We start from the raw sequence: 12,428 nt of genomic DNA, 5'->3' as shown, positions 1-12,428 counted from the left end.
TCATTTAAACCAAAATGGAAGACGGCTATAAAATTACCTATATTATCAATTAATAAAAGGAACAATTCCAAAATGAAATGATTTTACTTTCACCTTTTTTTATTTTAGAATGTGAATGAGATAAAATCTGCCAATCCAATTCTCTGGAAATTGGCTATTGGACATCAAACGTTTGGAGATGAAGATATTGAATACTTTACAGGCATTACTAAACGACAGAATGGAACGCTCTTCACAAATTGAAGCGGTAACTGGCGGAGGTGTGTCTTATACATTTGAAGAATATGCAAAACGCATTGATCAGCTGGCGCATTACTTACATCGTAAAGGAATTCGAAAAGGTGACCGGGTGTGCTTTATTTGTCAAAACCATCATCACTTTTCTACGATTATGCTCGCAGCCATTAAAGCAGGTGCTGTCGCCGTACCGCTTAGCTGGCAGCTTACCTCTTTTGAGCTAGAAGGTATCTTGAAAAAAGCAGAGCCAAAAGCTTTATTTTTTGACCGTGAATTCCGTGACATCATTGCGGCAGTGAATGTGTCTTTAGAAGATTGTCTCATGGTGGAATCTGGTGTTAATGCGAAAACAACACAGCTGTTTGAAGACATATTGGCGTCTAATGATGGAAGTGATCTTGCTGAAGAGGTATCAGAAGAGGATTTGGCCATGATTTTATTCACTTCAGGTACAACAGGCAATCCAAAAGGTTGTATGGTCGGACATGGGCGAATCTATCAATTTTTAACAAGACATGGGAACCGAGGATTTGATCTGAGAGGAAAACGGTACTTGGCAAGTCATCCGCTGTATCATATGAGTTCAATTAATCACCTGATTGCAGCTGCAATTGAAGGGTATACGTTAGTCTTCTTACATGATGCAACGCCGAAACGCATTTTAGAAACAATTGAGAAAGAAAGAATTACGTTTATGATGGCTTTCCCATCAGCTTACACGTACATGCTAGAAGAAATGAAGCGCGGTTCTTACGATCTCTCATCTTTTGAAATTGCAATTTCTGGCGGTACGAAGGTACCGGTACGCTTAATTAAAGATTACAAAGAAGTAGGCATTCAGATGATGCATGGCTATGGAAGTACAGAAGCGTGGGTTGTGAGTGCGTGGCATCCAGCGATGGGCGAGGATAAAATGGGCTCTGCTGGTAAAGTGGATCCGGATGTAGAAGTCAAAATCGTGCATCCTGAGACAGAGGAGGCGCTGCCAGCTGGAGAAATTGGCGAGGTCGTCATGAGAAGCCCATTTTATTTCTTAGGCTACTATCATCAACCTGAAGCGACAGAGAAAGTGCTCAAAGATGGCTGGTTCCATATGGGGGATGCAGGCTATCTGGATGAAGACGGTTTTCTTTACATCACAGGGAGATACAAAGATGTGATTCTATACGGTGGGGATAATATTTATCCTGACCAAGTGGAAGAGGTCATTGATCAAATTCCAGGTGTAATTGAATCTGCTGTCATTGGGGTACCAGATGACTTATATGGTGAAGTACCAAGTGCGTATATCGTAAAAGACGAATCTGTCGATTTCTGCGAAGAAGATGTGTTGAATTACTGCAAGGAACGTTTAGCAGATTACAAAGTGCCTTCCATTCATTTCACGCAGGATCTGCCAAAAAATAAACTTGGTAAAATCATGAAGAAAGATTTACGTGAATTGGTTGTGAATGCGTAGGACCTATTCTGCTATAATGAAATTTGAATGATTTTTTTGTTTTTCTAACGTTTTGGAGGGAAAGGGTTTGCGACATATACTTCGTAAGAAACACATTCACGATTTGTTAGAACAGAGCAGACAGCAAAAGGTAAAGAAAACACTGGGCGGGCTCGATCTCACGCTCCTTGGCATAGGGGCTGTGATTGGGACGGGGGTCATGGTGTTAACCGGAATTACAGCAGCTAAGGATGCAGGACCGGCTGTTATTTTCTCCTTTGCGATCGCAGCGATTGTGTGCAGTTTAGCAGCACTTTGTTATGCAGAAATGGCTTCCGCGCTGCCTGTGTTCGGCAGTGCGTACATTTATTCATATACCACAATGGGTGAACTCGTAGGTCATCTCATGGGATGGACGTTATTATCTGTTTATATGCTGACTGCTTCAGCTGTAGCGAGTGGCTGGTCGAGTTATTTTAACAGCCTGCTGGAGGGGTTTGGAATCTCAATTCCACATCAATTTTTAGCTGGTCCAGAACAAGGCGGATATATGAATTTGCCAGCAATTATCATTGCTTTACTCATTGCGTGGATCCTATCTAGAGGAACAAAAGAAAGTAAAAAATTCAATAATATCATGGTGTTTGTGAAACTTGGCATTATTGTTCTTTTCATTGTAGTAGGTGGTTTTTATGTAGAGCCAGCCAATTGGCAGCCGTTCATGCCGTTTGGTACGGAAGGGATTATTGCTGGTGCCGCTGCTGTGTTTTTTGCCTTTTTAGGATTCGATGCCATTTCGGCTTCTGCAGAAGAGGTGAAAAATCCACAGCGGAACCTGCCAATTGGCATTATTGGTTCATTGCTCATTTGTACGATCATTTATATTGTCGTTTGTTTGGTCATGACAGGTATGGTGCACTATACGAAGTTGAATGTGACAGAGGCAATGTCTTATGTATTGCAAAGTGTCCATCAACATAGCGTGGCTGGTATTATTTCTGTCGGTGCTGTGATTGGATTGATGGCTGTGATTTTCGCCAATAATTATGCGGCAACTCGAATTGCTTTTGCGATGGGGCGGGACGGGCTCTTGCCTAAAGTGTTTTCAAAAACAAACAAAAGTGACACACCTGTTGCAAGTATATGGGTGATTGGCGGGATGACAGCTGTTATTTCAGGGTTTATTGATTTGAAGGATCTGTCCAACCTAGCCAATATCGGTGCATTATTAACGTTTGCGATGGTGAGCTTATCCGTACTCATTTTGAGAAAGACACATAAACAGCTGGAAAGGGGATTCCGGGTTCCGTTTGTACCGGTTTTGCCAATTATCTCGATGGGCTGTTGTGTGTTCCTGATGCTCAATTTACCAGGCCGGACATGGCTGTACTTCGGGGTTTGGCTGATGATCGGTGTCGTCATGTACGCAGCATATTCTAACAAACACAGTGAATTAGCGAAATCTGCTTGAGAAAAAGGTGCAAATCCGTTGACGATTTGTGCCTTTTTTCATACGATTTGGGATAAGCTATATAAGAGATAATGAACGGAACAAGAGGAGGATGAGGGAAATGATCAGCGTTAGTCCTTATATTGTTGTAGAAGACGTCAAAGAATCTCTTCAATATTATCAAGGAATTTTTGGCGGAGATATTCGTATCTTAAATGAACATCAAGACCGTGTATTGCATGCTGAGCTACACCTTGGAGAATCACTGCTCCACTTTTCAGATACATTTGGCCGCACACCAAAACCGGAGAATCTTCGATTGATCATGCAGTTTGACAATGAGGAAGAGTTAAAGGCTGTATACGAGGCGCTTGAAGCTGACGGAGATGTCCTTGTGGAATTACAGGATACGTTTTTTGGCGCACTTCATGGACAAGTACAAGATCGGAAGAATGGTCTGATATGGGTGCTGAATTATATGAAATAAATAAAGACCTTCACCCTTGAGAAGGTTTCAGCATGTAGACAAACCCTCGCATTCGGTGTCAGTCCTGCGTGCTGGTGCTCACGAATGTGAAATTCGCTCCGCGCCAGTACTCGTTCTTCCTAGGGCTGCAAAGGTTTTCTATCACGCTGAAAAGAAGACAAAGGGCTAAAATAAAGTTCATTTTAGCCCTTTGTCAACAATCTGAGACCTTCACCCTTGTGAAGGTTTTTTTGTGAGTGTTTTTATTTTCTGAAAAATGGAAAATATGCTATGTTGGAAGAATGATAAGACATGGGGAAAGGGTGGAAAAGGAATGGATCAAGTTGAGTTTCAATATATTCAAACAAACGGCATAAAGCTCCATACAGCAATGGCTGGTCCTGAAGATGGCCCACTGCTGGTTCTGCTGCATGGATTTCCTGAGTTTTGGTATGGTTGGAAAAATCAAATCCGCCCCCTGGCTGAGGCAGGGTATCGTGTCGTTGTTCCTGATCAAAGGGGATACCATCTGAGTGACAAACCAGAAGGAGTCGAATCATACGTCTTAGACAAATTAAGAGATGATATCGTGGGATTAATTAAGGCACTGAGCCCAAATCAAAAGGCCATTGTCGGCGGACATGATTGGGGCGGAGCTGTTGCTTGGCATCTTGCTTCAACCCGTTCTCAATATGTAGAGAAATTAATCATCGTCAACATGCCGCATCCTCGTGTGATGATGAAGGTCCTTCCGTTTTATCCGCCGCAGTGGAAGAAGAGCTCTTATATCGCGTTCTTTCAGCTTCCAAATGTACCAGAGGCAGCCCTTCAAGAAAATCACTTTCAAAGACTGGATGAAGCAATTGGACTGTCTACAAGACCTCATCTGTTCACGAAGGAAGATGTCTCAAGCTATAAGCTGGCATGGACGCAGCCGGGAGCCATTACGTCCATGTTGAATTGGTATCGAGGTATTAAAAAAGGCGGCTTTGAAAAACCGATTTCCAAACGAATTCTCGTTCCTGTCCGCATGATCTGGGGAATGGAGGACAAGTTTCTAAGCAGAAAGCTCGCAAAAGAAACAATCAAAATTTGCCCAAATGGACAGCTGATTTTTGTCGATGATGCCACTCATTGGATCAATCATGAAAAACCAGATGTCGTGAATAAGCTCATACTCGAATTTTTAACATAAAGAAATAAGCTCTGATCATATGACCAGAGCTTATTTGTTTTATCCGATTTGATTCTTTTTCAAGGAAACAGGTTCGTCGTCCCAGCATTCAATCTCTTCATTGTTTGGAACGGCATTTTTATAGAAAACAGGATCTTTGCCTTCTTTTTTCTGTCTCATGTAATCCTTCAGTGCTGCAAAGGCGACTTTGGACAACATGGTAATGGCAATGAGGTTGACGATGACCATGAGACCCATGAATAAGTCGGCTAGACCCCAAACGAGAGGAACAGTCGCAACAGCTCCGAATAGAACCATGCCAATGACAGCAACACGATAGATGTTGAGCCAAATTTTATTCGCTCCCAAGAACTCAATGTTCGTTTCACCATAGTAATAGTTACCAATTAACGTACTAAAAGCGAATAAGAAAATCATGATCGCCAGGAATCCAGAAGCCCAAGGGCCAATGTGCTGGCTTAATGAAGCCTGAGTTAGCTCAATTCCTTCCAGATTGGTTGTTTTATACGCATCAGAGAACAGAACAAGAAAGGCTGTGCTTGTACAAATAATTAACGTATCTGTTAACACACCAAATGCTTGGATTAATCCTTGTTTGACGGGGTGGCTCGTAACAGCAGTTGCTGCTGCGTTAGGGGCACTACCCATACCGGCTTCGTTTGAGAAGAGACCGCGTTTAATCCCTTGTAACAATGCTCCACCTAATGTACCGCCGGCAAACTGTTCAAATCCGAAAGCGTGCTTCACAATCGTACTGATGACACCTGGTAGTTCAGTGATATTTGTGATAATCACAAAGAAAGCAATCCCGATGTAAGCAACGGCAAGAAAAACGACAATATATTCAGATGCTTTTGCAATCGCTTTGATCCCTTTGAAAATAATGAACGCAAAAATAACAGCCATAACGATTCCGACAGTTAAACGATCTAGGCCAAAAGAGTTTTTAAAAGCGACGGTGATTGTATTTGATTGCACGGCGTTAAAGACAATCCCAAAAGAGATCGTAATCAGGATGGCAAATAAAATCCCCATCCAGCGCTTATTTAACCCTTTTTCCATGTAATAAGCAGGTCCACCGCGGAATCCTGTTTTATCTTTTACTTTATACACCTGAGCTAGTGTACTTTCAACAAAGCTTGAAGCAGAACCGATAATCGCTACGATCCACATCCAGAAGATTGCGCCAGGTCCACCGATCGCAATAGCGATGGCAATCCCTGTGATATTCCCTGTTCCGACACGTGCTGCCATACTGATGGCAAATGCTTGGAACGGTGAGATTCCCTCTTTTTCTTTTCTTCCTTCTTTTAGAACACGCAGCATTTCTTTCAGCATTCTGACTTGCAGGAAGCGTGATCTATATGTGAAGTAGACCCCTACTCCAAGTAACAGAGCAATGATTAGATAAGTCCAAATAAAATCATTTGTAGTTGTTAAATAAGATAGCAAAGCTTTTTCGTTCATAACATCACCTCTTCGAATTCATCACTGTTCTTTTTAAAAAATACTGAGATCCCACTCTTTGGCGAGTTTCTTCAGCATCATGACACCGGTAATACTATTTCCACAATCGTCAATGGCAGGACCATAAATGCCGATACCGCAGCCTGTCTGAAATGGGAATTCTCTTCTTGCGCTTGGCGGAACGCAAGCCATGATTCCTCCAGACACACCACTTTTGGCTGGAACGCCTACGAAAGCAGCAAAATTACCAGACGCATTGTACATGCCGCATGTCAGCATCAATGCCTTTGTTAGTCTTGCGATATCTTTTGGGATGACTTGGACTTGTTTAAAGGGATGGAAGCCATCACTTGAAATAATCAGTCCAATCAAGGCGATGTCCTCTGTTGTGACCTCAATGGAACATTGCTTTAAATACACTTCTAACGTGTCCTCGACATCTGATTCTAAGTAATTGGTTTCTTTTAAATAATAAGCAAGTGCCCGGTTGCGGTGTGCAGTTGCCCATTCTGATTGATAAACCTCTTCATTAACAGAAGGACGCTTACCTATTAAGTTTTCGATTAAATCGAAAATATATGCTAGCTTTTCTGTAGAAGTCTTTCCAGGAAGGATGGAGGATACGGTAATAGCTCCAGCATTAATCATTGGATTAAAGGGCTTCCCTGGTTTATGCATCTCAAGGCGGTAGATGGAATTAAATGCATCACCAGTTGGCTCTACATCTACCCGATCCAAGACGTACGGAACGCCTCTTCCTAAACAGGCAGCTATAAAGCTGATGACTTTTGAGATACTTTGCAGGGTAAAGGGAACGTCCCAATCACCATAACGTACAGATGATCCATCTGGGCCTATCACGCTGATACCAAGTTGAGAGGAATTTACTTTTCCGAGTGCTGGAATGTAGCCAGCGTTCTGCCCGTTTTTGTAATACGGACGTATTTCTTCTGCCCATTGATCAACAGAAGACTGGCATGCGTGTTGTGTATTATTAGAAATTGCTGTTTTCATACGATTCCTCCAATCAAAAATCAAAAAGTACCCTATTGAATTGGCGGATGACAAAAAATGCGATCAAATAGGCACGAAAACATGTTACACATCTTCAAAGAACTTGTCATGCGCTGCTTGTACCACTCCTTTACACCTAAATATATGTTCAAATGAAGGCTTTGGCGGCGAAACAACAAAAAGGGTTTTTAGTGAAAAATCAGAAAACGCTTACATATAGTTTCACTAAAATTGTTCATTCAATTTATCTTGGAAACTACACAATCTGACGAAAATCTACAGAAAAACTTACAAATAAAAATCAGTCTGCATGCAATTGTCTAAACAATTCCCATTATTGTAGACAATATCCAAATCGTAGAATAGCTGAAAGGTCACCATGCCTCCTCGGAGAATAGTCATAAAAAATGATTTTGAAGAGAGAAGAAGCCGTGAAAATAATTTTTTTGCTCATTGTGAAGCAAAGAGTCTCCTTGTATACTGTGGCTATGTAGACAGGGGAAGGGATGTCAGTCATTTGAGTTTAAACCAGCTTGTCAAAAAAGACGCATTTATTTTGATTTTTATGATCGTCATTGTGCCGCTTGCGGGAGAGCTGAAGTTTTATCCTGTGAATGAAACATTTCGCATTAGTTTTGGGGCACCTGCGTTTTTCTTTTGCTTATTACTTTTAAGAAAATCAAGACCATTGCTGCCAGGGTTTTTAACAGGTGCAGCCATTGTTCTATTTCGGGTAGGTTTAGACCTTATTCAGCAAAAAGCTGATTTGGCTCTGTCATTTTATCAGCAGTTTCCGAGCTTCTTTTTTTACTTTACATATGCTTTGCTTTTCTTTGTTGTCCGTACAGGACGTTTCAAGCAACGTTCCATTTTTATTGGGCTGATCGGACTGATGATTGAACTGCTTGCTGATTTTGTTGAGCTGTTTGTACAATTTTTAGTGTTTGATACAACCATGACTTTCTCAAAGCTGAGTGATATGATCCTCATTGCATTTGCTCACAGCTTCGTGGTCATCAGCTTTTTTAATATGATGAGACTGTATGAGGCACAATCAAGAGAGAAACAAATCATGAAGCAAAATGAGCATATGATGATGGTCATTTCAAATCTATATGAGGAAACAGTTCATTTAAAGAAAACGTTAAATCATACAGAGCACATAACGCAAGAATCCTATCGGCTCTATCGTCTGCTGAATGAACATGAGGCAGGAAAGAAAGTGAGTCAGGAGCTGCTCAAGCTTGCAGGGGAAATACATGAAGTCAAAAAGGACAATCAGCGTATTTACGCTGGGCTTTCAAAGCTAATTTCCAAGGAGAATATGCAAGATTATATGAGGGCAGAGGATCTTGTTCAAATCGTGATTCGCATTCAAGAGAAATATGCGCTATCTCTCGGGAAGAACATTTCCTTTACATCTGATATAAAAGGCATTCACTTGCATGAGTATCATGTGTTCATTTTCTTATCGCTGATTAATAATTTAATGGCAAATGCAGTTGAAGCAATCAAGGATGATGGAGCCATCTCACTCGTATTAAAAGGGAGTCATGATAAAATAGAGATTCGGGTTGAGGATGATGGACCGGGTATTCCTGAGAAATTGAGAGAGATTGTATTTGATCCTGGATATACCTCAAAATTTGATGCATATGGAACACCGTCAACTGGGATTGGCTTATCCTATGTGAGAGAGCTGGTTCAAGAGCTGGACGGTCAAATCCAGATTGAGCAGAAAGAAACGAAGGGAACAGCTTTTCAGCTTGTCCTTCCGATAAAAAATTTAATACAGAGAGGGTGAGTGTATGCGATTTTTCATTGCAGATGATGATCGTGCAATACGCTCGATTTTAGGTCAGATCATTGAGGATGAGGATCTAGGAGAGGTCGTGGATGAAGCTGATGACGGCATTGGATTAGAAGCGCATTCATTGAACCTGAAAAAAGTAGACATCCTTCTGATTGATCTTTTAATGCCAGCTAGAGACGGCATTCAAACCATACGTCATATTCACCCTGAATTCAAAGGAAAGGTCATCATGATATCTCAAGTAGAAGCAAAAGAGATGATGGCAGAAGCCTATGAACTTGGAATTGAATATTATATTCATAAACCCGTCAATCGAATTGAGATTGTCAGTGTCATTCGAAAGGTCATGGAGCGGATCAAGCTCGAAAAATCAATTTACGATATTCAAACTTCTCTTCGACATGTGCTGCCTTTAGAGCCGGTGATTTCTCATGAGACAGGTACTGGATCGAAGCGAAGAACGATGAAAGAGGCAGGGGAATTCCTCCTATCTGAATTAGGAATTGTCGGAGAGAGTGGCTCTAAGGATTTACTAGAGATCTTGATCTACTTACATGAAACGCAGACAGCCAATTCTCATGAGGTGAATTTTCCGCCATTAAAGCAGCTATTTATCAAAACGGCGGAACGAAAGCTTGGTCGTGGTGCGTCGGATGTGGAAGTGATGCGGGAAGTGAAAGCAGCAGAGCAGCGAATTAGACGAGCCATCCATCATTCCTTAAATCATTTCGCATCACTAGGGCTCACAGATTTTTCAAACCCTAAATTTGAGCACTATGCGTCGAAGTTTTTTGATTTCACTGATGTCAGCCAAAGAATGAAAGAAATGCAGAAGACTTCTTCATCTGCAGGGTCAACAGGCAGAGTCAATACGAAAAAGTTCGTGCAAATCTTTTATTTTGAAGCAAAGCAGCTATTCGAAGGGATGAGCTGAGGGAAATCTATTGGAATGATTGGAGAAAATAAACAGAGACAGAGTGCTTTTGACTATGAGCCGCCTTGCTCTTTTAGACGTCTTTGTTATTTATCTGATCATTCTGATTTTTCTTTTTTCTTGAAAATAAAACCCTCCTGTGCAATCGTTTGTTAAAATAGTGAGGTTAGACTAGAATGTCGGAGGTTTTATTTTGGGAAAAATTAAACGAAATGCGCTCTGCCCATGCGGAAGCGGAAAAAAATATAAACATTGCTGTGGTCAAAAGTCAGGCGGAGAACAAACGTCTGAGCTTGTGTTTAAGGAAGCTGTACAAGTTCAAAAGGATTTAATGAATTATGCGTTCTCTAAGCATCAGAGAGCGATCAATCAATTCATTAATGAGTTTTCTTTCCTAGCAGATATGGATAAAGAAACGCAACAAATCTCAGTCTTTCATTTGAGTGTATGGGGCATTTTCTTCCGCCCATTAACAGATAAGAAAGAGACCATCTTCCAAGAATTCCTGAAAAAAAAAGCAGAAGATATTACCCGTCCTAAAACAAGACAGGTGGTGGAATCTTGGACAGACATGGAGCCATCTTTGCTTTTATTAAATGAAAAAACGGACGAGTCTCTATACTTTGAGAATATGGTGACAGCTGAGAAGGTTGAAGTTGATGTGAAGCCGGATCAAACTGTGCTGCCAGAGAAAGGTAGTCTTGTTCTAGGTTTCCCTGTTCAGTTTGAAGAAAAGGCAGAGTTTTTCATTCAATATACGATGTTTGCGAAAGAGTTTACTGATACGCTTCTTCTTCAGGTTCGCCAGCTCGTTGAAGCACATGAGGCAAACGGAGGAGCACGCAGCACATTTATGAGAGAAGCCTTCCCTGAAGTGCTGAAGTGTATGTTTGCGAAGCAAGAAGTTGAAGAAACAGAAGCGCCTGCTCAAACAGAAGGAAGTACAGTAGGACTATCAGCAGATCGGATGGACTGGGCTAGTGATGTTCAGCTGGAAACAGCCAAGCTGATTGAAGACGGGATGAAAGAGCACGGTGACCAAAGCCTGACAGATGGCGCTTTAACGGTTTGGAAAGCTTACTGTGATCAGAAAGCACCTGTGATCCGTAAAGCGGCGTCATTTGCTGCGGGAATCGAATATTATATTCATTCACTTGCAAGCGATGCCCCGCTTTCTCAAGCACAAGTTGCTAAAAAGTATGGTATTAGTGCGTCCACTGTATCGAGCCGATTTAAAGACATTGAAAAAGCGGTCAAAGAAGAGCAAGAGACGACTGTATCATAGCATGAAAAAAGACGCGGCACCTTTCAAGGAGCCAGCGTCTTTTTTTCATCATCTTGTTTTAATAAAACCACTCATGTATTGCTCTGTATTATAATCATTGAGGTCAATTTTCCACTGACCATCTCCGTTACGTTTCATTTTCACTTCATACTCAGCAGGGCTTGAGACTGGAGGAAGCTTTTCAAACTCAGATGCGTACATATTCAAGCTTTTCTTATACAATTCTTCTTTCGAACGGATTTTGCCGTTGTAAAACTCATCTCTTTGTTTGTCTAGTTTGTCTTTTAAGTTAGAAGCATCAATACCGGTTACTTGAGCGACAACCTTCGCTTCGTCATCTGAGATGGTTTTCACACTTGTTTCCACTTTCGCTTTATCCTTCATTGTATGTTGCATGCGTTTGTACATGGATAAAATATCGCGGTCACTGACTTCATTTCCGTATATGCCTGCACTTCTCTTGAAGTCTTTTACAAACATTTCGTGATATTTATTAACGACATCTGATTGATTGTCACCTGTTAATTCTGAGAATTGATCATTCTTTTTGTCAAAAACAATGATATCTGTATAAGCAGATAGCGCTTTTGCTGGGTTATCTAGCTTTTTCGCTGTATCCAGTATCTTTTCGCCATCTAGTTCAATTTCGATCGAATCGCTGTTTTTCTTGATGCTATCTTGGTACACGAACTGATATTTTTTGCCTTTATCTACTAGGAAATAAAGAGCTCCTGATAGTGATTTCCCTTTGTTCAATGACCCAAGATCAAGGCGGTCTTTACTGCCGTAGAATTTTAAATCAGAGACTTTGGCATCGTCCTGATAAAGGGTGAAATCAGAGTTATATAATGAAAGGGCTTTGTCACCTTTGTTGGTGATCGTCAGGTTGACTTTTAACACCAATTCATTGTCCCGCAGGGTAGTTGTTGAGTCTTCTGGTAACGTATATTCGTAGCTATTCACTTTTACCTCTGCTGTTTTTGTTGATTTTTGGTCATCCTTTGTTGATTTTGCTGAGCTCTGGCAGGCTGCAGAGATGATCATCACGAATGAAATCATGAGGAGTGCACTTATTTTTTTAAGATTCACAGTTGATGCTCCTTTGCTTTTCTTTCGTCATTTTCTTCCC

Annotated in this window: 10 protein-coding genes; 7 read left to right on the top strand and 3 right to left on the bottom strand. The window is 41.2% G+C overall.

Annotated elements, in window-relative coordinates; translation table 11 throughout:
* Window positions 1-187 precede the first annotated feature (187 nt).
* The 4 genes from FXF70_RS16355 (at window position 188) to FXF70_RS16335 (ending at window position 4,786) form a co-directional block, all read left to right on the top strand.
* The gene (locus tag FXF70_RS16355; protein ID WP_017366543.1) at window positions 188-1,696 is read left to right on the top strand and encodes a class I adenylate-forming enzyme family protein; all 1,509 of its coding nucleotides are present in this window, start codon (window positions 188-190) and stop codon (window positions 1,694-1,696) included.
* A 67-nt stretch (window positions 1,697-1,763) separates the two neighbouring features.
* Window positions 1,764-3,146, top strand: coding sequence for an amino acid permease (locus tag FXF70_RS16350; RefSeq protein WP_017358611.1), 1,383 nt, complete (start codon window positions 1,764-1,766; stop codon window positions 3,144-3,146).
* A gap of 100 nt (window positions 3,147-3,246) precedes the next feature.
* Entirely contained in the window at window positions 3,247-3,612 is a 366-nt protein-coding gene (locus tag FXF70_RS16345; protein ID WP_008342155.1) for a VOC family protein, read from the top strand.
* A gap of 313 nt (window positions 3,613-3,925) precedes the next feature.
* Complete coding sequence (locus FXF70_RS16335) at window positions 3,926-4,786, top strand: alpha/beta fold hydrolase (RefSeq protein ID WP_148780759.1); 861 nt, start codon at window positions 3,926-3,928, stop codon at window positions 4,784-4,786.
* Between the two features lie 39 nt (window positions 4,787-4,825).
* On the opposite strand, the gene FXF70_RS16330 is transcribed toward FXF70_RS16335, so the two are convergent.
* Both FXF70_RS16330 and FXF70_RS16325 read right to left on the bottom strand, forming a co-directional pair.
* A complete protein-coding gene (locus FXF70_RS16330; protein ID WP_017358609.1) occupies window positions 4,826-6,253 on the bottom strand; it encodes an alanine/glycine:cation symporter family protein in 1,428 nt (475 codons plus the stop codon).
* A gap of 33 nt (window positions 6,254-6,286) precedes the next feature.
* Window positions 6,287-7,267, bottom strand: a complete 981-nt coding sequence (locus tag FXF70_RS16325; RefSeq protein WP_051632373.1) for a glutaminase — start codon at window positions 7,265-7,267, stop codon at window positions 6,287-6,289.
* Between the two features lie 517 nt (window positions 7,268-7,784).
* Between FXF70_RS16325 and FXF70_RS16320 the strand changes: the two genes are divergently transcribed.
* The 3 genes from FXF70_RS16320 to FXF70_RS16310 all read left to right on the top strand — a co-directional run bounded on the left by FXF70_RS16320 (window position 7,785) and on the right by FXF70_RS16310 (window position 11,299).
* Window positions 7,785-9,071: an ATP-binding protein gene (locus FXF70_RS16320; protein ID WP_148780758.1), complete on the top strand. Its 1,287-nt coding sequence runs from the start codon at window positions 7,785-7,787 to the stop codon at window positions 9,069-9,071.
* A gap of 4 nt (window positions 9,072-9,075) precedes the next feature.
* Window positions 9,076-10,014: a response regulator gene (locus FXF70_RS16315; protein ID WP_148780757.1), complete on the top strand. Its 939-nt coding sequence runs from the start codon at window positions 9,076-9,078 to the stop codon at window positions 10,012-10,014.
* A 193-nt stretch (window positions 10,015-10,207) separates the two neighbouring features.
* A complete protein-coding gene (locus FXF70_RS16310) occupies window positions 10,208-11,299 on the top strand; it encodes an SEC-C metal-binding domain-containing protein (RefSeq protein WP_148780756.1) in 1,092 nt (363 codons plus the stop codon).
* 48 nt (window positions 11,300-11,347) lie between these two features.
* On the opposite strand, the gene FXF70_RS16305 is transcribed toward FXF70_RS16310, so the two are convergent.
* Complete coding sequence (locus FXF70_RS16305) at window positions 11,348-12,388, bottom strand: DUF4352 domain-containing protein (protein WP_046526600.1); 1,041 nt, start codon at window positions 12,386-12,388, stop codon at window positions 11,348-11,350.
* Window positions 12,389-12,428 lie beyond the last annotated feature (40 nt).

The sequence above is a fragment of the Bacillus sp. Y3 genome, assembly GCF_008123875.1.
GTDB lineage: Bacteria > Bacillota > Bacilli > Bacillales > Bacillaceae > Bacillus > Bacillus altitudinis.
This window is presented reverse-complemented; position numbering and strand designations above follow the sequence as displayed.

Bases quoted from the DNA above. Each gene is read 5' to 3' on its own strand.
- FXF70_RS16345 (WP_008342155.1), top strand. From the start codon at position 3,247: ATGATCAGCGTTAGTCCTTATATTGTTGTAGAAGACGTCAAAGAATCT.
- FXF70_RS16335 (WP_148780759.1), top strand. From the start codon at position 3,926: ATGGATCAAGTTGAGTTTCAATATATTCAAACAAACGGCATAAAGCTC.
- FXF70_RS16330 (WP_017358609.1), bottom strand. From the start codon at position 6,253: ATGAACGAAAAAGCTTTGCTATCTTATTTAACAACTACAAATGATTTT.
- FXF70_RS16325 (WP_051632373.1), bottom strand. From the start codon at position 7,267: ATGAAAACAGCAATTTCTAATAATACACAACACGCATGCCAGTCTTCT.
- FXF70_RS16315 (WP_148780757.1), top strand. From the start codon at position 9,076: ATGCGATTTTTCATTGCAGATGATGATCGTGCAATACGCTCGATTTTA.